We start from the raw sequence: 23487 nt of genomic DNA, 5'->3' as shown, positions 1-23487 counted from the left end.
GCGCCGTCCGGTAAAATACGGAACTCTTTTTACTGCCGATTGACCCAATGCCAAGGCCCATTACCGCGACCGTTCACCTCGATTCCATGCGCCATAATCTGGCGCGCGCGCGCGCCTGCGTGCCCGCCGCCAGGGTCTGGGCGGTGGTCAAGGCCAATGCTTACGGCCACGGCCTGGAACGGGGCTTGCGCGGTTTCGCCGAGGCCGACGGCCTGGCCCTGATCGAAACGGAGGGCGCGCTGCGCCTGCGCGAACTGGGCTGGACCAAGCCGATCCTTCTGCTCGAAGGCATTTTTGAGGCGGCCGACGTGGCCATGCTGGCCACCCACCATATTAATAGCACGGTCCACACGGTCGAGCAGATTGCCATGCTCGAGCAGGCCGGGCTGGCCGGGCCAATCGATGTGCATTTGAAAATGAATACCGGCATGAACCGCCTCGGCTTCACGCCCGATGCCTTTCCCCATGCCTATGCGCGCCTGCGCGCCATCGCGGCCGTGCGCGAGATTACCCTGATGACCCATTTCGCCAATGCGGACGAACTGGAGCACCCGCGCCTTTCCATCCATGAGCAGGTGGCGCGCTTTTGCCAGGGCGCCAGGGGCCTGCCGGGCTTGCGCAGCCTGTCGAACTCGGGCGGCGTGCTGCATCAGCAGGAGCTGCAGGCCGCGCTGTCGAATGACTGGGTGCGCCCTGGCATCATGCTGTACGGCGGCTCGCCCGGGGGCAAGAGTGCGCAAGCGTTCGGCCTGCGCCCCACCATGACCCTGGCCAGCGAGATTATTGGCATCCAGGACATTGTTGCGGGCGACACGGTGGGCTACGGCAGCCGCTTTGTCGCTGACCGGCCCATGCGCGTTGGCGTGGTGGCCTGCGGTTACGCCGACGGCTATCCGCGCCATGCGGACCAGGGCACGCCGGTGCTGGTGGACGGCGTGCGCACCGAACTGGTGGGCCGGGTATCGATGGATATGCTGACGGTGGACCTGACGGCCATTGCCCACGCCCGCGTGGGCAGCCCGGTGGTGCTGTGGGGTGCCGGCCTGCCGGTGGACGAGGTGGCCAGCGCCGCCGGCACCATCGGATACGAACTCATGTGCGCGGTGGCACCGCGCGTGCGCATGCTGGAAGCTGATTTGACAACCAACGCGGGGCAGCATGGCTAAGGTAAAGACCCAGTACACCTGCAGTGATTGCGGGGGCGTGGCCAGCAAGTGGACCGGGCAGTGTCCCGCCTGCCAGCAGTGGAACACGATGGAAGAGACCGTGGTGGAGGCGCCGGGCGTGAACCGGCTGTCGAACCAGCAGCACAAGAGCCTGGCGCAAACGGCGCCGGTACTGTCGCTGTCGGACATCGAAGCGATTGACGTGCCGCGCTTTGGCACCGGCATCGAGGAATTTGACCGCGTGCTCGGGGGCGGCCTGGTGCCGGGCGGCGTGGTGCTGATCGGCGGCGACCCGGGCATTGGCAAGTCGACCCTGCTGCTGCAGGCGCTGGCCAATATCGCGGCCGTCAAGAGCACGCTGTACGTGAGCGGCGAAGAATCCGGCGCCCAGATTGCCCTGCGCGCACGCCGGCTGGGCGTGGAAACGCGCGCGCTGAAACTGCAGGCCGAAATCCAGCTGGAGAAGATCCTTGGTACGCTGGCCGACCTGAAACCGGAAGTGGCGGTCATCGATTCGATCCAGACCGTGTATTCGGATGCGCTCACCTCGGCGCCCGGATCGGTGGCCCAGGTGCGCGAATGCGCGGCCCAGCTCACGCGCCTGGCCAAGCAGACCGGCATTACCATCATTCTGGTGGGCCACGTGACCAAGGAAGGCGCGCTGGCCGGACCCCGCGTGCTCGAGCACATTGTCGACACGGTGCTGTACTTTGAAGGCGATACCCAGTCCAGCTTCCGCCTGGTGCGCGCGATCAAGAACCGCTTTGGCGCCGTCAACGAGCTGGGCGTGTTCGCCATGACGGAAAAAGGCTTGAAAGGGGTATCCAACCCGTCGGCCCTGTTCTTGTCCCAGCACGACAGCCAAGTGCCCGGCTCCTGCGTGATGGTGACCCAGGAAGGCACGCGCCCCTTGCTGGTGGAAATCCAGGCCCTGGTCGATACCAGCCACCTGCCCAATGCGCGGCGCCTGTCGGTGGGCCTGGAGCAAAACCGCCTGGCCATGCTGCTGGCGGTGCTGCACCGCCATGCCGGGATCGCCGCTTTTGACCAGGATGTGTTTATAAATGCTGTCGGAGGGGTAAAGATTACGGAGCCGGCTGCCGATCTAGCAGTATTGCTTGCAATAAATTCCTCGATGCGCAGCAAACCCTTGCCGCGAGGATTGGTGGTATTTGGCGAAGTGGGCCTGGCCGGCGAAATCCGGCCCGCCCCGCGGGGGCAGGAGCGGCTGCGGGAAGCGGCAAAGCTGGGTTTCTCGATTGCCATGATCCCCAAGTCGAATGCACCAAAGCAAAAGATAGAAGGAATGACGATCGTGGCGGTGGAGCGGATCGACGAAGCCTTCAATAAATTACGGGAACTGGATTAGCAAATGGGTGAGCGGCATGCAGAACAACGGATCGGCAGTGCATAAGGAACAGCGCACAGGCGTGCGCAAGGTGCTCAAGGTCAAGGCCTTACTGACCCTGGAAGATGGCGAAACGCTCATGGCCCGCACCATGGATGTGGGCGGTGACGGGCTGGGACTGGTCACGCCCAAGGCGGTGCCGCACGGGGCGGTGGGCATGGTGCGCTTTGAACTGTTTCATGACGGGAAAGTGCAATCGATTGCCATCAAGGCCAAGGCGCAGTACTGTATTCTCAGTAATGGCGAATTCAAGGTGGGTTTTCGCTTCATGAATCTGGAACTGTCGGCCATGGCCGCCATTTCACGGTTTATCCATTAATCCGGATGCAGATCTGTGCTGCATCGATCGCGGCAAGGAGCGTTCACGATGGACCAGGCATTTTCCGGCGGCTGTGCCTGCCAATCCATTCGCTACACGGTGGCGCGCGCGCCCTTGGCCATGCTCAATTGCCATTGCAGCGATTGCCAGGTTTCCAGCGGCGCGCCGTTTGCCTCGGGCGTGGTCATCATGACAGCCGACCTGGCCTTGACCGGCGAGCCTAGGTACTACACCGTGAAAGGCAGCAGCGGCGCCCTGGTCAGCCGCAGTTTTTGCCCCGCATGCGGCACGCCCCTGCTGACGCAAAGCGCCGCCAATCCCCATGTCACGTCGATCCGCTTTCCCACCCTGGACGATTGTTCGGCCTTCAAGCCCATGCTCGATATTTACACGGCTGATGCGCAAGCGTGGGTGTGCCTGGATGCCGACATTCCCCACTTCCCGCAGTCGCCGCCGGCGCCCGCCTGAGCCCGGCCCCCGGCGCCGCTATTTCTTCGCTTTGGTGGCGCTGGCAAACATCTCGATCTTGCGCGTCGGGCCGGAGACAATCAGCAAATCAGCAGGCTCGACCGAGGTTTGCGCAGTCGCGTGCTGGAAATCCGTATTGGCACGCTTGACGCCCACCACCGTCACGCCAAACTGCTCCCGCACCCGGGACTCGGTCAGGGTCTTGTGATGGGTCATGACCGGGGCATGGATCTTGGCGATGGCGAAACCGTCATCGAACTCCAGAAAATCGATGAGGCGGCCGGTGACCAGGTGCGCGACGCGCTCGCCCATGTCTGCCTCGGGCATGACCACATGATGGGCGCCCATTTTCTTTGCCAGCTGCCCGTGCTCGTGGTTCAGGGCCTTGACCCAGATATCCTTGATGCCCAGTTCGGTCAGCACCATCAGCGTCAGGAGACTGGCGGCAATGTCACCGCCAATGGCCACGATCGCATGCGAGAAATCGGCCGCCCCCAGTTGCAGCATCACGCTTTCCTTGGTGGCGTCGGCCTGCACCGCGTGGGTCAGCCGGTCCGCCCAGTGCTGCACGCGGTCGCTGTCCGTGTCCACGCCCATGACATCGTGGCCGAGGCGGATCAGCGACTGCGCCACGGAGCTGCCGAAGCGGCCCAGTCCAATGACCAGCACGCTGTCGCCGGCGGAAAATGCGAACTGCTCTGTAAAGATTCTACCCAACAATTGGATGCTCCTCGGGATAGCGATACGACATGCGCCGCTCGCTGAGTATGAGTGAAGTGGCCAGGGTGACCGTGCCGATCCGGCCCAGGTACATCAGGACGATCAGTACATATTGCCCGGCCGGGGGGAGGTCGGCGGTGATGCCGGTGGACAGGCCGACCGTACTGAAAGCGGAAATGACTTCAAAGATGATGCGGTCGGTGGACGCATCGCTGAGCGAGAGCAGGATGGTGGTGCCAATCACAATCGATGCGCTGCCCAGTGCCACCACGGTAATGGCCTGGCGCTGGGCCGAGGTGCCGACCCGGCGGCCATAGGCTTCGCTGTCGGGCTGGCCACGCAATTCCGCCACCACCAGCAGGAACAGGATGGCCAGCGTGCCCACCTTGACGCCGCCACCGGTGCCGGCGCTGCCGGCGCCCACGAACATCAGAAAGTAATGCATGGCCCAGGTTTCGCGGGTAGCGAGCGCAAAGTCGATCGCATTGAAGCCCGCTGTTCTCGCCGACACCGAGGTAAAGGAGGCAGCCAGCAGCTTGTCGGATACCGACATGGCACCGAGGGTGTTGCTATTGTTCCACTCAAACAAAAGTACACCGACAAAGCCGATCAGCAGCAGCAAGCCCGTGACGACCAGTGTCAGCTTGGTATGCAAGGACCAGCTGCGCGGCGACCAGGTCTTGTTGCGCAGGTCGGCAATCACGGGAAAGCCGATGCCGCCAATGATCACGGCCAGCATGATGGGCAAAAGCACCAGGGCATCGGGCGCGTAGCGCATGACACTGTCGGCGTGGATGGAAAAGCCGGCATTGTTAAAGGCCGACACCGCGTGGAACAGGCCGCTCCACGCAGCCTGCTGCCAGTCGAGGCCATACGCCAGATGAAAGCGCAGGGTCAGCACGGTGGCCACGATCAGTTCGCACGTCACCGTGACGACCAGGACCAGCTTGGCCACGTTGGCCACGTCCCCCAGGCCCAGGGAATGGGTTTCGGTCTGGGTGATGAGTTTCAGGCGCAGCCTTGGCGAGCGGTTGACCATCAGGCCCAGCAGGGTGGCGCCGGTCATCATGCCGAATCCTCCGATCTGGAACATGAACATGATCAAGCCCTGGCCGGCAGGGGACCAGTAGGTGCCGGTATCGACCACGGCAAGTCCCGTGACACAGACGGCAGACACCGCGGTAAACAGGGCCACGAGCAGGGGCGCCGATCCCGCTCCCGTCCGGGCAAACGGCAGCATGAGCAAGGTCGTGCCAATCGCTATTGCCACAAGAAACGCAATGGCCACGATGCGCGCCGGGTGGAGTAATCGTTGTCTTATCATCTTGGTGATCAGTTCCTGCGCCCGCTGCAATTTCGGCGGCGGCCGCAGGCATGCCGGTGGCCACGCACTGCTATATTAGCGGCAGCGCAAGGTCATAGTGTGCTCAGGGACCGCGCGCCGCTTGTCAGCTGTTCACGCACGGGCGTTGAGCAAATGTATAAACGTGCAAGTATAACGGGAAACCGGCCGCCCAACCTTGTTCGGGAGCCGGAAACCCGCGTTCCGGCGGCGCGTGCAGGCGCCTGGCCGCATGCGCCATGGCAGGGGCTTGGCAATCCTCGCACGGCGGGTGGGTCAAGCTTCCGCAGTGCGGCGATGGCTAGCGTTCGATGAGGATGCTGGGCGGGTTCTTCTTCGCGAGCGCCTCGCGGACGGCCTCGGCACTGTTGCCGGCTTCGGCCACCAGGCGCCGCAGTTCGTCTTCCGGTACGCCCAGGGCTACCGTCCAGTAATTGATCTCGTGCTGTTCCGACAGGTTGATGCGGGCACGGTCGGCAGGGCCACGATTGTTCAGGTCGTCGGACATGGTCTTCTCCAGGTAATGAATGAGGCAATCATAGGGCGGGCCGATCCCGGCGTCGGTTCGCTGCGCCACACTGCCTGCGGCTGGGCGATTTTCAAACTGCGTGGAAATCTGCTAACGTATAGTTATTGACAACGGTGAGTGTCAGCGTGCGCCGCGCTGCCACTCCGCAGTGGAGGCGCGGATGTCCAGCAGAAAAAATTTTACTTACGCCGAGATGGACCAGTGGCTCAACGGGCGCCAGGTCACGGAAATTGAATGCCTGGTGCCCGACCTGACGGGCGTGGCCCGCGGCAAAATCCTGCCCAGGGCCAAATTCGCGGACGAGCGCGGCATGCGCATTCCCGAGGCCGTGCTGGGCATGACCGTCACCGGCAACTACCCGGAGCATGACGCGGCTTACCTGCGCGCCATTTCCGCCACCGACCGCGACATGATACTCAAGGCCGACCCGGCCACCATCACCATGGTGCCGTGGGCGCAGGACCCGACCGCGCAGGTGATCCACGATTGCCATTTTTCCGATGGCACGCTGGTCGACTTTGCGCCGCGCTCGGTGCTGCGGCGGGTGCTCAAGCTGTACGCCGGCCACGGCTGGGCGCCTGCCATCCGTCCGGAAATCGAGTTTTACCTGACGGCCCGCAATGCCGATCCCGACCAGCCGCTCAAGTCGCCCATTGGCCGCAGCGGGCGCGGCGAAACCAGCCGCCAGGTGTACAGCATTGATGCTGTCAACGAATTCGATCCCCTGTTCGAGGATATTTACGACTATTGCGACGCAATGGAACTCGATGTGGACACCCTGATCCACGAGTTCGGGGCCGGCCAGATCGGCATGGATTTCCTCACCGGCGAACCGCTGGCCATGGCCGACAATCTGTTCTTGTTCAAGCGCATGATCCGCGAAGCGGCGTCGCGCCATGGCATGTACGCGACCTTCATGGCCAAGCCGCTGGAAGCTGAGCCGGGCTCGGCCATGCACCTGCATCAGAGCGTGCTCGACAGGGAAGGGCGCAATCTGTTCAGCAATCCTGACGGAGCGCCCTCACGCCATTTTTATCATTTCATCGGCGGCCTGCAGCGCTACATGCCTGCCGCCATGGCGCTGGCAGCGCCTTATGTCAATTCGTACCGGCGCCTGGTGCGCAATGCCAGCGCGCCGATTAACATGCAGTGGGGCCACGACAACCGCACGGTCGGCTTCCGGGTGCCGGAAGCGGCGCCCCAGGAACGGCATATCGAAAACCGCGTGGTCGGGGCTGATGCCAATCCCTACCTGGCCTTTGCATTGACCCTGGCCTGCGGCTACCTGGGCATGACGGAGCAGCTTGAACCGGGGGCGCCTGCCTCCGGCAGCGCCCAGGCGCTCGACTTTGAATTGCCATCGAGCCTGCCGCAAGCGCTGGCCATGCTGCGCGCCGAAGACAAGCTGCGCGAAGTGCTCGGTGAGCGCTTTATTGATGTGTACGCAGCCATCAAGGACCAGGAACACCTGGAATTCATGACCGTGATCAGCCCGTGGGAGCGCGAGCACTTGCTGCTGCACGTCTAGTGTCCTAAAAAAAAGCGGCGTTGAACGCCGCTTGATGTGGGCCCGATGGGCCAGTGCTATTCGTGATAGCGATCGCGTAGCCGATGGCGTCCGCCCCGTGCCTCCTGGATCCATTCCCAGGCGACGAAGCCAGCCATGCCGCCCAGTGCGGCAAATACCAGTGCGCTCAACATGATGTTTCCCTGCCTTTCCAGTACTTCTCCCCAGCCTGGGAGCAGTTTCAATGTAGCACTCCCGGGCCGTAATGCAAGAGCGTTTTGCGGCTGGAACCGGCTCAGGATTTCATGACCATGTCCGGGCCCATGACTGCTTTCAGGTACAGGCTGTAGACGTCGTCGGGATCGCGCTGCACGAACCACCACACGTTGCCCTTCTTGACTTCCCAGTCCAGCGGCTGGCTTGACAGCAGTACTGCCGCCACCTGGCCCAGCGTGGGCTGGTGGCCCACCACCAGCACCGGCTCCTTGCTGTTGGGCCAGTTGGCCGCATCGAGCACATCTTCCTCGTCGGCGCCGGGGCCGATTTCGGGCACGATCTTGAACTTCCGGCCCAGCGCTTCAGCCGTTTGCACCGTGCGTTTTGCCGGGCTGACCAGGATCTTGCAGCCTTCGGGCAGTTGCGCGGTGAGCCAGTCGGCCATGCGCCGCGCCTGTTTGTGTCCCTTGGGTGTGAGCGCGCGCTCCATGTCGGTTTCGCCGGCGTCGGCATCGGCCGCTTCCGCGTGGCGCCATAAGATGAGGTCCATGTTCGCTCCTTCCTTGCTCGTCAGCCGGGCGTGCCCAGCGTGTTCATCAGGTACTGCTGCGCCGAATAGCCACCCGTCCTGGCGCGCCGCGAGCGGCGGTGGTATTCGCCGTCGGCATCGAGTTCCCAGGCGTTCGAGTTGTCTTTCAGGTAGGGGTTCAATCCTTCGCTGATGACCCGTTTCTTGAGTGCCTTGTCGAGCACCGGGAAAGCCACTTCGATGCGCCGGAACAGGTTGCGGCTCATCCAGTCGGCACTGGCGAGATAGACATCGTGCTTCAAGTCGTTGCGGAAATAATAAATCCGGCTGTGTTCCAGGAAGCGGCCAATGATCGACCTCACCTTGATATTGTCCGACAAACCTTTCACACCGGGGCGCAAGGTACAGGCGCCGCGCACGATGAGATCGATCTTGACCCCGTCCTGGGATGCCGCGTACAGGGCGCGGATCACCGATTCGTCGACCATCGCATTGACTTTAACGATGATGCGGCCTGTTTTGCCGGCCTTGGCGATGCGCGCTTCATTGCGGATGGCCTTGATGATCTCTGCCTGGAGCGCAAACGGTGCCAGCCACAGGTGCTGCATGCGCGCCGGCCTGGTCAGGCTGGTCAGGTGAATGAATACTTCATTGACTTCGCGCCCCAGTTCCTGGCGCGCCGTGAGCATGCCAAAATCAGTATAGAAGCGGGTGGTGGTCAGGTGGTAATTGCCCGTGCCGAGGTGGGCATAGAACTGCAGGCCGCTGTCCTCGCGCCGGATCACGAGCGCCACCTTGGCGTGCGTCTTCAGGCCCACCACGCCGTACACCACCTGGGCGCCGGCCTGTTCCAGCTTGTCGGCCCAGTTGATGTTGGCTTCTTCGTCAAAGCGCGCCATCAGTTCCAGCACGACCGTGACTTCCTTGCCCAAGCGCGCGGCCGTCATCAAGCCTTCCATCAGTTCGGAATGGGTGCCGGTACGGTAAATGGTTTGCTTGATGGCAACCACCTGCGGGTCCACCGCCGCGGCGCGGATGAAATCGACGACCGGTTGAAATGACTGGAAAGGATGGTGCAGCAGCACATCGTGACGGCGCAGCTGCTCGAAAATATCGGCGTGGGCCGCCTTGTCCAGCAGGCCCGGGGTAAAGGCAGGGAAGCGCAGGTCCGGTTCGTCGATCTGGCCCACCAGTTCCTGCAGGCGCACCAGGTTGACGGGGCCGTCCACGGCGTACAGGCGGCTTTCATCCAGGCTGAACTGGTTGAGCAGGAATTGCGATAGTTCCGGCGGACAATTGCGCGCCACTTCCAGCCGCACCGAAGTGCCGAACTGGCGTCCCTGCAGCTCGCCCTTGAGGGCCTGGCGCAGGTTTTTGACTTCGTCTTCGTCCACCCACAGATCGCTGTCGCGGGTAACGCGGAACTGGGAGTAAGCCGTCACCTCGCGTCCCATGAACAAGTCTTCAATATGGGCATGGATGACGGAGGAAAGCAGGCAGAAGGAAGCGCCGTTCTTCGACAGCTTGTCCGGCAGGCGGATAACGCGCGGCAGCACGCGGGGCGCCTTGACAATGGCAATGGCACTGCCGCGCCCGAAGGCATCCTTGCCGCTCAGGGCCACGATGAAGTTCAGGCTCTTGTTGACCACCTGGGGGAAGGGGTGGGCCGGGTCGAGCCCGATCGGGGTCAGCAGGGGCCGCACCTCGCGCTCGAAGTATTCCTTGACCCACGCGCGCTGGGCCGGATTGCGGTCGGAATGGCGCACCAGGTGCACGCCGCGCGCCTGCAGCTGGGGCAGCACGTCATTGTTCAGGATTGCGTATTGCTGCTTGACAAGCAGATGGCATTCGCTGCTGATGCGCGCAAGCGACGCGGCCAGGGCGGCGGTACCGGCCAGGCTGCCCTGGGCCAGCAGGCTGGCCACGCGCACTTCAAAGAACTCGTCGAGATTGTTCGATACGATACATAAATAACGCAGTCGCTCCAACAACGGTATCGCATTGTCCTCGGCCTGGGCCAGGACCCGCCGGTTGAATTTCAGTTGGGACAATTCCCGGTCCAGAAACAAGGGCCGCGGGGACGTTTTGGCGTCTGTTTTCATTAGCTCTTTATGTCGTGTGATTGCTGATCCAATAACCCATTTCAGTGTAATTTCCAACTGTGACAGGTCTGTGACAATACTGCAGACCATGTCATCAACGCAGTGGAACAAGGGTACCATGCTGGACGAATTCATCAGTTTTCATGGATGTCATGAATGTCATAATCGTGTCATATTGGCGCGCTAGACTGCGCAGCGTCGACAAAGGCTTTCGGTTTTTGTGACCACCCCCAACCAGGACTTAGGACTTGATATGCGAATGAAACAGTTGTTAGCTTCGATGATCGTTGGTGCCACCGCCGTCGTGGCCAGCTCCGTGTCCCACGCCGCCGATGTGACTGGCGCCGGCGCGACTTTCCCGGCCCCTGTGTACGCCAAGTGGGCTGACATGTACAAGAAAGCTTCCGGCAATGCCGTGAACTATCAATCCGTTGGCTCTGGTGCCGGCATCAAGCAGATCAAGGCCAAGACCGTCGACTTCGGCGCTTCCGACAAGCCACTCTCGGCCGCCGAGCTGGAAGCGGCCGGCCTGATGCAGTTCCCGACCGTCATGGGCGGCGTGGTCACCATTGTCAACCTCGATGGCATCGCCCCCGGCGCCATGAAGCTGACCGGTCCTGTGATCGCCGACATCTACATGGGCAAGATCACCAAGTGGAATGCGCCGCAAATCGCCGCTCTCAATCCTGGCCTGAAGCTGCCGGCCGACGACATCACCGTCGTCTACCGCGCTGACGGCTCGGGCACCACCTTCCTGTTCACCGACTACCTGTCCAAGGTCAGCCCGGAGTTCAAGTCGAAAGTCGGCGCCGAGACGTCCGTCAAGTGGGCCACCGGCGTGGGCGGCAAGGGTAACGAAGGCGTCGCGGCCAACGTGCAGCGCATGAAGGGCACCATTGGCTACGTCGAGTGGGCGTTTGCCAAGAAGAACAAGATTGCTCACACCCAGATCAAGAACCGCGATGGCGTGTTCGTGCAGCCTGACGATGAAGCCTTCAAGGCAGCTGCTGCCTCGGCCGACTGGGCCAAGACGCCAGGGTTCAACATCATCCTGACCGACCAGGCTGGCAAGGCAAGCTGGCCCATCACCGGCGCTTCCTTCATCCTGATGCACAAGGCGCAGGCCGACGCTGCCCGTGGCAAGGAAGTGCTCAAGTTCTTCGACTGGGCCGCCAAGAATGGTGACGCGGCTGCCACCGAACTGGAATACGTGCCGATGCCGGACGTCGTGACCAAGCTGGTTGCTGATGCCTGGAAGGCCAACCTGAAAGACGCTTCGGGCAAGGCGATCTGGTAATTCCTGGCAGGCGCACTTTCTTGCCTGCAGCAGGGAAGTGCGCTTTTTGCTGTTTCGCCGGCGGCGCCGTCCGCCGGCAATCTTAGGTCTCTAGCGCATGAGTGCACAAACCGCTGCGATACAACTCGATTCTCCTGCCGTGCCTGACAATGATCAGGCCGCTTTGCTTTCCACCATGCGAACGCAGCGGCTGCAGGATTTTATTTTTCACAAGACAACCCTGCTGTTCGCCACCTCCGTGCTGCTGGTGCTGGCGGGCATTATCATTTATCTGGTGCATGGCTCGCTGCCCGCTTTCCGCGAATTCGGCGCCGGCTTCATCACCTCGTCTGAATGGGATCCCGTCAACGACCAGTATGGCGCCCTGATTGCCATTTTCGGCACCGTCGTTACTTCGCTGATTGCACTGCTGATTGCGTTTCCGATCAGCTTTGGCATCGCCTTGTTCCTCACTGAAATTTGCCCCGCCTGGCTGCGCCGCCCGCTCGGCACGGCCATCGAGCTGCTGGCCGGCATCCCCTCCATTATTTATGGCATGTGGGGCCTGTTCGTGTTCGTGCCCCTGTTTGGCGAATATGTGCAGCCGGCCCTCAAAAGTACCCTGGGCCAATTGCCCATCATCGGCCAGCTCTTTAGCGGCCCCGCCATGGGCCTGGGCATCCTCACCGCCGGCCTGATCCTGGCCATCATGATCATCCCGTTTATCGCCTCGGTGATGCGCGACGTGTTCGAGATCGTCCCGGCCGTGCTCAAGGAATCTGCCTACGGCCTCGGCTGCACACGCTGGGAAGTGGTGCGCAAAATTGTGCTGCCTTATACCAAGACCGGCGTGGTAGGCGGCGTCATGCTGGGACTGGGCCGCGCGCTCGGAGAAACCATGGCCGTGACCTTCGTGATCGGCAACGCCCAGCGCCTGTCGTGGTCGCTGTTCGCACCCGGCAACTCGATTTCGTCCACGCTCGCCAATGAATTTGCCGAAGCACAATCGGTGCTGCATGTCTCGTCCCTGTATGCGCTGGGCCTGATCCTGTTCGCCATCACATTCGTCGTTTTATCCGCCGCCAAGCTGATGCTGGCCGGTATGTCGCGTAAGGAAGGCGTCAAATGAGCCAGGCCTCGTTCAATCCCGCCGTCAAATCCGCGGTTAATCCTGCGGTCAATCCCGTTTATCGCAAGCGCCTGCTGGTGCACCGCATCGGCATTGCGCTGTCGATCCTGGCCATGTCCTTCGGCCTCATCTTCCTGCTGTGGATCCTCGCTACCCTGATCATCAAGGGCGTGGGCGGCTTGTCGCTGAGCCTGTTCATTCTCGATACCCCGCCGCCGGGCGACGACCCGGGCGGCTTGCGCAACGCCATTGTCGGCAGCCTGCTGATGGTGGGCCTGTCGACCGCCGTCAGCACCCCGATCGGCATCCTGGCCGGCATTTACCTGGCCGAGTATGGCGAGACCAGCTGGTTTGCCAGTGTCACCCGCTTTGTCACCGACATCATGCTCTCGGCCCCCTCGATCGTGATCGGCCTGTTCGTGTATGCGATTTATGTGGCCCAGGTCCAGCACTTTTCGGGCTATGCCGGCAGTCTCGCGCTCTCGCTCATCGCCATTCCGGTGGTGGTGCGCACCACCGACAACATGCTGCGCCTGGTTCCCAACAGCCTGCTCGAAGCCGCCTTTGCCCTGGGCGCGCCGCGCTGGAAAGTGGCCACCTTCGTGCGCCTGCGCGCCGTCAAGGCCGGCGTCATCACCGGCGTGCTGCTGGCAGTGGCCCGCATCTCCGGCGAAACCGCGCCGCTGCTATTTACTGCCCTGAACAACCAGTATTTCAGTACCGACATGAACGGCATGATGGCCAATATGCCCGTGGTCATCAATAAATTCGCGATGAGCTCGGAAGCGAACTGGATTCCGCTGGCCTGGGCCGCGGCCCTGCTCGTGACCTTCAGCGTGCTGCTGCTCAATATTCTCTCGCGCAGCCTGTTCAGCCAAAAAACGCCTAAATAAGATAACGATCATGAGCCCATTGCCACAACCGATCCCGACCGTCACGCCGAAGAACAAGACCATCGAGATCAAGAACCTCAACTTCTTTTACGGTAAGACGCAGTCGCTGACCAACGTCAACCTGGACATCCATGAAAAGCAGGTGACGGCCTTTATCGGCCCGTCCGGCTGCGGCAAGTCGACCCTGCTGCGCACGCTCAACCGCATGTACGACCTGTACCCGGGCCAGCGCGCGGAAGGGCAGATCCTGTACCGCGGGCGCAACCTGCTCGATGCCAATCAGGACGTGAACATGATCCGCGCCAAGATCGGCATGGTTTTCCAGAAACCGACACCGTTCCCCATGTCGATCTACGATAACATCGCCTTTGGCGTGCGCCTGTATGAAGACTTGTCCAAGGGTGCCATGGACGAGCGCGTCGAGTGGGCCCTCAAGAAGGCAGCCCTGTGGGGCGAAGTGAAGGACAAGCTGTCCAAGAGCGGCCTGTCGCTGTCGGGCGGCCAGCAGCAGCGCCTGTGCATCGCGCGCGGCGTGGCCGTCAAGCCTGACGTGCTGCTGCTGGACGAGCCGACCTCGGCACTGGACCCGATTTCCACGGCCAAGGTGGAAGAACTGATCAGCGAGCTCAAGCAGGATTACACGATCACCATCGTCACCCACAACATGCAGCAGGCTGCGCGCTGCTCGGACTATACCGCCTATATGTACCTGGGCGAGCTGGTGGAGTTTGGCGAGACCGACCAGATCTTCATGAATCCAGCCCGCAAAGAGACGCAGGACTACATCACCGGACGCTTCGGCTGATCCGACAACAACATCCAATACGGAGAGCAGCATGATAGGCGAGCATTCCTCGAAACAGTACGACCACGAACTAGAAACCATCCGCTCCAAGGTACTCCTGATGGGAGGCCTGGTGGAGTCGCAGTTAATCGATGCCATGACGTGCTTTCGCACCGGCAACCAGGAAGGCGCCGACCGTGTCATTGCCGACGATGACCAGGTCAACCAGCTCGAAGTAGCGCTGGACGACGATTGCAGCCACCTGATCGTGCGCCGCCAGCCCACGGCCAATGACTTGCGCACCGTCATGGCAACCGTCAAGGTAATCACCGACCTCGAGCGCATTGGCGATGAAGCGTCCAAGATCGCCCGCACTGCCAAGAGCTTGCATTCGCGCGGCGCCCCGGCCCTGAACCACTATGAAATGGTGCGTACCATTGCCGCCTCCACCATCGACATGCTGCACGATGCGCTCGACGCCTTTGCCCGCCTCGATGGCAAGCAAGCCTTGCAGCTCATCGCCCAGGATGCCGTGATCGACCACGAATTCAAGTCCATCATGCGCAACCTGATCACCTTCATGATGGAAGACCCGCGCACCATTTCCTCGGCCCTCGACACCCTGTGGGTGGCCAAGGCCATCGAGCGCATTGGCGACCATGCCAAGAACATTGCCGAATACGTGATCTACGTGGTCGAAGGCAAGGACATCCGCCACCGCAAACCGGACGCACAGGCGTAACAGATGGCAGTAGACAAAACCACGGTCCTGATCGTGGAGGACGAACCGGCCATTATCGAGCTGGTCACGTTCTCCCTGCGCGAAACCGGCTGGAATGTGTGTTCCGTGCAGAATGTGGGCGCGGCCTGGGAATTCATCACCCAGCGCATCCCGCACCTGATCCTGCTGGACTGGATGCTGCCTGACCAGACCGGTTTGCGTCTGCTCTCGCGCATCCGGGCCGACCGCCATTTCCAGGATATTCCGGTCATCATGCTCACCGCCAAGAGCATGGAAGAAGACAAGATCGCCGGCCTGAACACGGGGGCGGACGACTACGTCACCAAGCCATTCTCGCCGCGCGAGTTGCTGGCCCGCTCCAAGGCGCTGTTGCGGCGCAAGAGTCCCGAGCATGCCGAAGCGCCCTTGTCGGCCGGCGAGGTCACGCTGGACCCGGTCAGCTGCAGCGTGTCGCTGGCGGGACAAAAGATCGACATTGGCCACGCCGAATTCAAGCTGCTCAAATTCTTCCTGGCCAATCCCGAGCGCGTGTTTTCGCGCAGCCAGCTGCTTGACAAGGTGTGGGGCGACCACGCCGTCATTGAAGAGCGCACCGTCGACGTCCACGTGCTGCGCCTGCGCAAGGCGCTCAAGCAGGCCGAAAGCCTGATCCGCACCGTGCGCAGTGTCGGCTATATGCTTTCGGTCAAATGAACCCGCGCCTGCTCTTCTGGATTCCGGCCATGCTGCGCCTGGCCTTCATCCTGGCCGGCGGCGCCATCGTGGGGGCCATGTTCGGCGCCGTGTACGGGGCCATGCTGGCGCTGGCGGCGGTGACGATCCTGCTGTTCGTGCAGCTGAGCTACCTGAGCAAGCTGGGCGAATGGCTGGAAGACCCGCACAGCTCGCGCCTGCCGGACGGCTGGGGTTCGTGGACGGGCATATTCTCGCGCCTGTACCGCCTGCGCCGCGATGACGAGCGCAACCAGGCCGAACTGACCGAATGGCTGGCGCGCTTTCGCCAGGCCATGCACCTGCTGCCGGACGGCGTGGCCATCATGGACGACGTGCTGTTTCTGGAGTGGTGCAACCCGGCCGCCGAGCAGCACCTGGGCCTGACGCTGGACAAGGACAAGGGCATGCGCATCACCAACCTGATCCGCCATCCTGCCTTTATCGACTACATCATTCTGGGCCGCTACGAGCAGCCCCTCACGCTGGCGCTGCGCGAACGCAAGCTGATCTGCCAGATCATCCCGTTCGAGAACCGGCGCCAGATCCTGGTCACGCACGACGCCACCGAAACGCAGCGCATTGAAGAAATGCGGCGCGACTTCATCGCCAACGCCTCGCACGAACTGCGCACGCCGCTCACCGTCATTGTCGGCTTTTTGGAAATTGCTTCCAGCGAGCCGGGCCTCGATGCCGCCACCCGCGCCGCGCACCTCAAGCTCATGACCGAGCAAGGGCGCCGCATGCAGCGCCTGATTGAGGACATGCTCACGCTCTCGCGCCTGGAATCGGTCGATTATCCGCTGCGGCCGGAACGTGTCGACATGGCCGCCATGATGAGCGCCATTGCCGACGAAGCGCGCGCGCTCTCGGCCGGCAAGCATACGGTGACGTCGGACGTGAGCGGCCCTGACGTGACGGGCAGCGCGGAAGAACTGCGCAGCGCCTTTGGCAACCTGGCCTCGAACGCCGTGCGCTACACGCCGGCCGGCGGCACCATCGACCTGCGCTGGCAGCAGGGACCGGACGGGCCGCAATTCGTGGCCCGTGATTCCGGTATCGGCATCGAGCAGATTCATATCGCGCGCCTGACCGAGCGCTTCTACCGGGTCGACAAGAGCCGCTCGCGCGAGACCCAGGGCACGGGCCTGGGCCTGGCCATTGTCAAGCACGTGCTGCTGCGCCACCGCGGCCAGCTCGCCATTTGTTCGGAAGCGGGGAAGGGCAGCACCTTCACCGTGTCGCTGCCGCAGTCCATGGCGCTGGAAAAATCCCGCGACGGCATCATCGCGGCCTGAGCAGGCGACTTTCTGCCGTGTCGGACCGTGGACGGCGTCTCCATCGTCCGGCAGGCGCCGCTTGACGGCGCGTTTCCCTGCCTTGCCGGCTTCCTTTTACCCCGCTAAACGGGTTGTCGGCTATCCCTTCGATTAAAAATATCAATTGGAACATAGTTAATTGTAGTTTTATCCTATCGTGACCGAGTTGCCTCGACCCGATCTCACCAAAGGATACTGCCACATGAACGACACGAACGACCTCAAGAACGCCGAATCGCAGTACATGGGCAAGTGCCCCGTCGCGCACGGGAACAAGCCGAAGAAGACACTGACCAACGCCCACTGGTGGCCTGATCAGCTCAACCTCTCCATCCTGCACCAGCACGCCAAACTGGGCGACCCCAATCTGGAAGACTTCAATTACCAGCAGGAGTTCCGGAAGCTTGACCTGGACGCCGTCATTGCCGACCTCAATGTCCTGATGACTGACTCCCAGGACTGGTGGCCAGCCGATTACGGCCACTACGGCCCCTTCTTCATCCGCATGGCCTGGCACTCGGCCGGCACCTACCGCATTTTCGACGGCCGTGGCGGCGCCCGCTCCGGCGAGCAGCGTTTCGCCCCCCTCAACAGCTGGCCCGACAACGGCAACCTGGACAAGGCGCGCAGGCTGCTGTGGCCGATCAAGCAAAAATACGGCAAGCAGCTGTCCTGGGCCGACCTGATGATCCTCGCCGGTAACGTGGCGCTCGAATCGATGGGCTTCAAGACTTTCGGCTTCGGCGGCGGGCGTGACGACATCTGGGAGCCGCTGCCGATCGACTGGGGCCCTGAGTCGACGTGGCTCGGGGACGAACGCTACAGCGGCGAGCGGGAACTGGCCAAGCCGCTGGCCGCAGTCCAGATGGGCCTGATCTATGTGAACCCGGAAGGCCCCAATGGCGAGCCGGACCCGGTGCGCTCGGCGCGCGACATCCGCGAAACCTTTGCCCGCATGGCCATGGACGACGAAGAAACGGTGGCGCTGGTGGCGGGCGGCCACACCTTTGGCAAATGCCATGGCGCCGCCGAAGCCCACCATGTGGGCGCGGATCCGGAAGGCGCCAACATCGAAGAACTGGGCCTGGGCTGGAAGAATGCTTACGACAGCGGCGTTGGTGCGCACACCATCACCAGCGGCCTGGAAGGCGCCTGGACCGCCACGCCCACGACCTGGGACATGAGCTACCTGGAAACGCTGTTCGGCTTTGACTGGGAGCTGACCAGGAGCCCGGCCGGCGCGCACCAGTGGAAGCCGGTTGGCGACGTCGGGCGCAATGTGCCGGACGCCCATATCCCCGGCAAGCTGCACCAGCCGATGATGACCACTGCCGACCTCGCGCTGCGCTTCGATGCGGCCTACGAACAGATCGGGCGCCGCTTTCTGGCTGATCCGGCCGCATTTGCCGACGCCTTTGCGCGCGCCTGGTTCAAGCTGACCCACCGCGACATGGGACCGAAGGTACGCTACCTGGGGCCCCTCGTGCCGCAGGAAGACCTGATCTGGCAAGACCCGATCCCGAAGGTGGACCATGCACTCATCGACGAGGCCGACATTGCCGCATTGAAGGCAACGCTGCTGGAGTGTGGCCTGTCGGTGCAGGCGCTTGTCAAAGCGGCCTGGGCATCGGCCTCGACCTTCCGCGGCAGCGACCTGCGTGGCGGGGCCAATGGGGCCCGCATCCGCCTGGCGCCACAGAAGGATTGGGAGGCGAACGACCCGGCAGAACTGGCGCAGGTGCTGACGCGGCTGGAAGCGATCCGCGAGAACTTCAACGCCGGTGCAAACAACGGCAAGCAGGTGTCGCTGGCCGACCTGATCGTACTGGGCGGGAGCGCCGCGGTGGAAGCTGCGGCCAGGCAGGCGGGGCACGAAGTGACCGTCCCATTTCGCCCGGGCCGCATGGACGCATCGCTGGCGCAGACCGACGTCAATTCGTTCGCCGTGCTGGAGCCGGCAGTCGATGGCTTTCGCAACTACATCCATGCCGGCGCTGCGGGGAATGTGGCCAACGCCATGATCGACAAGGCCAACCTCCTGATGCTGACGGCGCCGGAAATGACGGCGCTGGTAGGGGGCATGCGGGTGCTGGGCGCCACCAGTGGCGGCGAGCGGCATGGCGTGTTCACCACCCGGATTGGTGCGCTCACGTCCGACTTCTTCACCAATCTGCTGGACATGCGCACCGCGTGGAAGCGGGTGGACGGCACCGCCCACCTGTTCGAAGGCACCGACCGCACCACGGGTGAGCGGCGCTGGACGGCGACATTGGCCGACCTGATCTTCGGCAGCAATGCCCAGCTGCGCGCCTTGTCGGAAGTGTATGCCGCGCGCGATGGCGAGGCACACTTCGTGCAAGACTTCGTCAAGGCGTGGACCAAGGTCATGGAACTGGACCGCTTCGACCTGCGCTACCCGCAGGCTGGCTGATATTGCCTGGTGCCGCAGGCGCGACAAGGTCTGCGGCACAACCCAAAATCAATTTCCTCCTGCCAGGGTCAGACCACTTAAACGCAGAAAAATCAATTTCCCCTTGCCAGGGTCAGACCACTTAAACGGACCACTTAAACGGGGCAAAATCAATTTCCTCATGCCCAGGGTCAGACCACTTAAACACGGCAAAATCAATTTCCTCTTGCCAGGGTCAGACCACTTAAACGGGGCAAAATCAATTTCCTCTTGCCAGGGTCAGACCACTTAAACGGGAGAAAATCAATTTCCTCTTGCCAGGGTCAGACCACTTAAACGGGCAAAATCAATTTCCTCTTGCCAGGGTCAGACCACTTAAACGGGGCAAAATCAATTTCCTCTTGCCAGGGTCAGACCACTTAAACGGGGCAAAATCAATTTCTTTGGCGTTGGGCTGACCCGCTATTGTGTCGCCGTTGCCGGCATGCTCACAGCTGCTCCGGGCTGCCCCGCCTGGCGCCGGTCGAAGCGGATCGCCAGCAGGCGCCGTGCCAGGTCGTCCGGGACGCCGACCGAGTGCAAGTGGGAGCGGGCATAGTCGTAGCCACATTGCTGCTGCAGCTTGAGGGCACGCGCGATGTGGGCGGCGGTGCTGCGGTCGTTGCGTAACTCGGTCCTGGACGTCATTCTTGCCTCCAAACGAATTAACAAACCGCTGCCTCATCGCCGGCAGCTGGCGTTGCTGAATTGGTGCCCGATGCTTGAGCTGACCGGACAAAGCTGTCGGCCCCAGGGCCGGACAGACGTACTGTAAGCAGCACGCATGACCTCCTCATTACCGCAGTCCTGCAAAAATCGATGCCGCTTCATCATGGCGTCATATACCGCCCTTACCATGGACTTGTTTCTTCCTCTTCTGGGAAAACTCCGTTTTTAACCCGCACCAGCGATGGCGCGGGTTTTTTTTCGGCGCTACGCCAGCTTCAGCACGTCGTCCCGATGACCACGCGCCACGCGCGGCGCCGCAACCACCACAGTATCAAACCGTTCGTGGATCTTGAATACGCTGACCGCCTGCTTCAGTTCCGCAGCCTGCTGCCGCATTGCCGCCGCCGCTGCCGCTGCCTGTTCCACGAGCGCCGCATTTTGCTGTGTCATGGCGTCCATTTGCGCGATCGCATCGTTGACCTGGTCGATGCCGGCGTTCTGTTCCTTGCTCGCCACGGCAATGTCGCCAATGATGCTGTTGACCTTCTGGACACTGCTCACCACGTCGCCCATGGTGGTGCCTGCATGCTGAACCAGCTTGCTGCCGGCGGCCACCTGGTCGACCGAGTCACCGATGAGGGCCTTGATCTCGCGCGCCGCCGCCGCCGAGCGCTGGGCCAGGCTGCGCACTTCGGCCGCCACCACGGCAAAGCCGCGCCCCTGTTCGCCGGCACGCGCCGCTTCCACTGCCGCATTCAGGGCCAAAATATTGGTCTGGAAGGCGATCCCGTCGATCACGCCTATGATGTCCACGATCTTGCGCGACGATTCATTGATCACGCCCATGGTCGCAATCACATTGCTCACGGCTTCCCCGCCACGTTCTGCCACGCCGCTCGCTTCGCCCGCAAGACTGCTGGCCTGGCCCGCGCTGGCGCTGGTCTGCTTGACCGTACTGGTCAGTTCTTCCATGGCCGACGCCGTTTCTTCCAGCGCGCTGGCCTGTTCTTCGGTGCGCATCGACAAGTCCAGGTTGCCATCGGCGATCTCGGTCGACGCATGGGCGATGGCGTCCGTGCCGGCGCGCACCTTGCCGACGATATCACCAAGGTTGTCGTGCATGTGCTTGAGCGAGGCCAGCAGCATGCCGATTTCATCGCTGCCGCGCACTTTGATGTTGGTCGACAGGTCGCCATCGGCCACCGTGCGTGCAATTGACACCGCTTCATTGAGGGGCGTGGTGATGCTGCGCGCCAGCCACAGCATGATCGCGCCGCATACCAGCACCGTGCACACCACGGTGATCACGATGACCATGGTGGCCTGGCGCTGCGCCTCGGCATTGGCAGCGGCCGTGCTGGCAACGAGCTGTTTGGACTGTGCCTGCATGAAGGCGACGATCTGATCAATCCTGGCCGTCGGGGCGCGATCCATGCCCTTGACCAGGGCGTCGACCCGCTGGGGACTGGCGGGGTCGGCGCTGTCGTACTGTTCCAGTGCTGTCAAATAATTCTTGCCGAGTGCTTCGTGGGCAGCAATGGCGTCGCCAATGAGTGGCGTCTGCAGGCCGAGCCTGGCAAGCAGGGCCGCGGTCTTGTCGAGTTCGGCACGGGTGGTGGCGCCGCTCTTCCTGAACGACGCCGTATAGCGCTCGAGCTGCGCGGGGTCGCCGCCGCGCAGCAGAATGTTTTTCCATTCCTGGACCTGGATTTTGAAGTGGACCTGGGCGGCGCGCGCCGTGTCAATGGCATCGGTGAGCACAGCGGCTTGTTGCAGGCCGGCCGCGCTGCGGGCGCTGACGTTGCTGAGCGTGTTTGAGCCGCTCACGGCAACAATGATCATGGCGATCACGAAAAACGCGCCCAGCAGGGCGAGGCGCGCGGCAATACGAAGATTGGCTAGTTGCATGGACATTCCTGGCACAAGGGAATTCATGGAGCATGATGCGCGTCAAACAATCATGCGCCAATGTCGCGAAAGAGACAAGAGTCCTGATGCGAATGGGAAAAAAAGATGGGATGTTGACCTTGACCAACAGTTTAAAACATCAAGCTACCGTCCGGGCGGAACAGGGCGATGCCAACAAAGCTGGACAGATTGGTCCCCTGTTGCGGCGCTGCAACGATCATGCCCCCCAGGTCCAGCTTGCCCCACTTGCCGGCCAGCGGGGCGGACGACGTTTCATCGATCTGCAGCAGGCTGACCATGGTCTTGGCCACCGCATAGCCTTCCAGGGTCAAAGAGGACACGGGCTCATCGCGAAACCGCTTCATCATGTCGATATGCTCCGACTGCAGGGCCGACACGGCGCGCGCAGGATTGGGCACCACCTGGGAAAACACGGTCCATTCCGTGGCGCGGCGGCCGGCAATTTCGCTCAGGGTGGTAAGGTTGACCAGCGAAGTGCCAGCCACGAACGTGCTCCCATCGTGGGCGCGGTAGGCCCGCAGGAACTGTGCCATGGCGATCGTGTCGCCAATCGAGATGACCAGCCTTGGCCCGCTTTGTGCAAGGCGCTGCGCCTGCGTGTTGAGTTCCTCCGGATGGGCCGTGATATTGGCCACGCCGGCTAGCCTCATGTTGCGCTTTTTGATTTCGCTTTTCAGGAACTCGAAAGCGCGCGTATTGTCGGGCAATAGCTGGAGGGCGATGCCGACCTGGCTCACGCCCAGCTTTTCAAAGTGGGTGAGCAGGTGCAGCAGTTCGCTTTCAATGCTGGGACGCCAGAACACGGCGCGGGCACTGGCCGTGGCGCTGGAATCGGCCAGCGGGGCGAACAGTTGATGGCGCGACCGGGCAAACGCGGGCGTGCTCAGGATGGCCCGGTTGGCGCTGGTGCCAATGGCGCCGAGCACGTAATCGGCGCCTGCGTCGCGGATCAATGCGCTGACATTGGCGGCCGAGTCGCCCGCGCTGCCACGGTCATCCTTCACGATGTAGGCGATCTTGCGCCCCTTGACCCCGCCTTTCTGATTGATGCCGTCGAAGTAGGTCGTGATGCCGGCCACGTAATCGCGGCCTATGCTGCCATTGGGACCGGACAGGTCGATGGACTGGACGACAACGACATTGCGGCTGGCTGCGATGGCAGTGCCGGCAACAGCGCACAGGGCAGGCTGATGAATCGTTTGAACACGTGCGGCTCTCAAGAATGGAAAGCATCATTCTAAAATTGCCGTATGACAATATGATGACGGACGCTGATCACT

The 23487-nt window shown here is 62.3% G+C and carries 21 protein-coding genes; 13 read left to right on the top strand and 8 right to left on the bottom strand.

What is annotated here, in order from left to right; genetic code table 11:
• Positions 1 to 47: 47 nt before the first annotated feature.
• Genes alr through KY495_RS23635 form a run of 4 tightly spaced genes read left to right on the top strand, consistent with a single transcriptional unit; the run spans position 48 to position 3361 of the window.
• Positions 48 to 1166, top strand: coding sequence for an alanine racemase (gene alr / locus KY495_RS23650; RefSeq protein ID WP_219881699.1), 1119 nt, complete (start codon positions 48 to 50; stop codon positions 1164 to 1166).
• Complete coding sequence (gene radA / locus KY495_RS23645; RefSeq protein WP_219881698.1) at positions 1159 to 2535, top strand: DNA repair protein RadA; 1377 nt, start codon at positions 1159 to 1161, stop codon at positions 2533 to 2535. The genes alr and radA overlap by 8 nt, the downstream gene beginning before the upstream one ends.
• A gap of 16 nt (positions 2536 to 2551) precedes the next feature.
• Positions 2552 to 2893 (top strand): PilZ domain-containing protein, encoded by a 342-nt coding sequence (locus KY495_RS23640; RefSeq protein WP_219881697.1) that lies wholly within the window; start codon positions 2552 to 2554, stop codon positions 2891 to 2893.
• Between the two features lie 48 nt (positions 2894 to 2941).
• The gene (locus KY495_RS23635; protein WP_219881696.1) at positions 2942 to 3361 is read left to right on the top strand and encodes a GFA family protein; all 420 of its coding nucleotides are present in this window, start codon (positions 2942 to 2944) and stop codon (positions 3359 to 3361) included.
• 18 nt (positions 3362 to 3379) lie between these two features.
• On the opposite strand, the gene KY495_RS23630 is transcribed toward KY495_RS23635, so the two are convergent.
• From KY495_RS23630 to KY495_RS23620, 3 genes are all read right to left on the bottom strand, one after another.
• Positions 3380 to 4081 (bottom strand): TrkA family potassium uptake protein, encoded by a 702-nt coding sequence (locus KY495_RS23630; RefSeq protein ID WP_229518439.1) that lies wholly within the window; start codon positions 4079 to 4081, stop codon positions 3380 to 3382.
• Positions 4071 to 5405, bottom strand: coding sequence for a TrkH family potassium uptake protein (locus KY495_RS23625; RefSeq protein WP_219881695.1), 1335 nt, complete (start codon positions 5403 to 5405; stop codon positions 4071 to 4073). The genes KY495_RS23630 and KY495_RS23625 overlap by 11 nt, the downstream gene beginning before the upstream one ends.
• A gap of 319 nt (positions 5406 to 5724) precedes the next feature.
• Positions 5725 to 6000 (bottom strand): DUF3606 domain-containing protein, encoded by a 276-nt coding sequence (locus tag KY495_RS23620; RefSeq protein WP_307728226.1) that lies wholly within the window; start codon positions 5998 to 6000, stop codon positions 5725 to 5727.
• 112 nt (positions 6001 to 6112) lie between these two features.
• Here KY495_RS23620 and KY495_RS23615 point away from each other — a divergent pair, with 112 nt between their 5' ends.
• Positions 6113 to 7480, top strand: coding sequence for a glutamine synthetase family protein (locus KY495_RS23615; protein WP_219881694.1), 1368 nt, complete (start codon positions 6113 to 6115; stop codon positions 7478 to 7480).
• Positions 7481 to 7754: 274 nt separating this feature from the next.
• Here the strand turns inward: KY495_RS23615 and sixA are convergent, their stop codons facing one another.
• Together sixA and ppk1 are read right to left on the bottom strand one after the other, a co-directional pair.
• Positions 7755 to 8225 carry a phosphohistidine phosphatase SixA gene (gene sixA, locus KY495_RS23610; protein WP_219881693.1) on the bottom strand — a complete coding sequence of 157 codons (471 nt, stop codon included), beginning with the start codon at positions 8223 to 8225 and terminating at the stop codon, positions 7755 to 7757.
• Positions 8226 to 8245: 20 nt separating this feature from the next.
• Entirely contained in the window at positions 8246 to 10306 is a 2061-nt protein-coding gene (ppk1, locus tag KY495_RS23605; RefSeq protein WP_219881692.1) for a polyphosphate kinase 1, read from the bottom strand.
• A 253-nt stretch (positions 10307 to 10559) separates the two neighbouring features.
• On the opposite strand from ppk1, the gene pstS reads away from it, so the two are divergent.
• The 8 genes from pstS (at position 10560) to katG (ending at position 19591) form a co-directional block, all read left to right on the top strand.
• Complete coding sequence (pstS, locus tag KY495_RS23600; protein WP_219881691.1) at positions 10560 to 11603, top strand: phosphate ABC transporter substrate-binding protein PstS; 1044 nt, start codon at positions 10560 to 10562, stop codon at positions 11601 to 11603.
• 97 nt (positions 11604 to 11700) lie between these two features.
• A complete protein-coding gene (pstC, locus tag KY495_RS23595) occupies positions 11701 to 12711 on the top strand; it encodes a phosphate ABC transporter permease subunit PstC (protein WP_219881690.1) in 1011 nt (336 codons plus the stop codon).
• Positions 12708 to 13604, top strand: a complete 897-nt coding sequence (pstA, locus tag KY495_RS23590; protein ID WP_219881689.1) for a phosphate ABC transporter permease PstA — start codon at positions 12708 to 12710, stop codon at positions 13602 to 13604. Before pstC ends, pstA begins: the two co-directional genes overlap by 4 nt.
• 10 nt (positions 13605 to 13614) lie before the next feature.
• Entirely contained in the window at positions 13615 to 14409 is a 795-nt protein-coding gene (gene pstB / locus KY495_RS23585; RefSeq protein ID WP_219881688.1) for a phosphate ABC transporter ATP-binding protein PstB, read from the top strand.
• Positions 14410 to 14440: 31 nt separating this feature from the next.
• Entirely contained in the window at positions 14441 to 15130 is a 690-nt protein-coding gene (gene phoU / locus KY495_RS23580) for a phosphate signaling complex protein PhoU (protein WP_219881687.1), read from the top strand.
• A 3-nt stretch (positions 15131 to 15133) separates the two neighbouring features.
• The gene (locus KY495_RS23575) at positions 15134 to 15823 is read left to right on the top strand and encodes a response regulator (RefSeq protein WP_219881686.1); all 690 of its coding nucleotides are present in this window, start codon (positions 15134 to 15136) and stop codon (positions 15821 to 15823) included.
• Complete coding sequence (gene phoR, locus KY495_RS23570) at positions 15820 to 17139, top strand: phosphate regulon sensor histidine kinase PhoR (protein ID WP_219881685.1); 1320 nt, start codon at positions 15820 to 15822, stop codon at positions 17137 to 17139. The genes KY495_RS23575 and phoR overlap by 4 nt, the downstream gene beginning before the upstream one ends.
• A gap of 223 nt (positions 17140 to 17362) precedes the next feature.
• Positions 17363 to 19591, top strand: coding sequence for a catalase/peroxidase HPI (gene katG, locus KY495_RS23565; RefSeq protein ID WP_374040973.1), 2229 nt, complete (start codon positions 17363 to 17365; stop codon positions 19589 to 19591).
• A gap of 441 nt (positions 19592 to 20032) precedes the next feature.
• Here katG and KY495_RS23560 read toward each other — a convergent pair whose 3' ends face one another.
• The 3 genes from KY495_RS23560 to KY495_RS23550 all read right to left on the bottom strand — a co-directional run bounded on the left by KY495_RS23560 (position 20033) and on the right by KY495_RS23550 (position 23427).
• Complete coding sequence (locus KY495_RS23560; RefSeq protein ID WP_219881684.1) at positions 20033 to 20257, bottom strand: hypothetical protein; 225 nt, start codon at positions 20255 to 20257, stop codon at positions 20033 to 20035.
• A 285-nt stretch (positions 20258 to 20542) separates the two neighbouring features.
• A complete protein-coding gene (locus KY495_RS23555) occupies positions 20543 to 22186 on the bottom strand; it encodes a methyl-accepting chemotaxis protein (protein WP_219881683.1) in 1644 nt (547 codons plus the stop codon).
• Positions 22187 to 22317: 131 nt separating this feature from the next.
• A complete protein-coding gene (locus KY495_RS23550) occupies positions 22318 to 23427 on the bottom strand; it encodes an ABC transporter substrate-binding protein (protein WP_229518437.1) in 1110 nt (369 codons plus the stop codon).
• Between the last annotated feature and the right edge of the window lie 60 nt (positions 23428 to 23487).

The sequence above is a fragment of the Massilia sp. PAMC28688 genome (assembly GCF_019443445.1).
Classification (GTDB): domain Bacteria; phylum Pseudomonadota; class Gammaproteobacteria; order Burkholderiales; family Burkholderiaceae_D; genus Telluria_A.
This window is presented reverse-complemented; position numbering and strand designations above follow the sequence as displayed.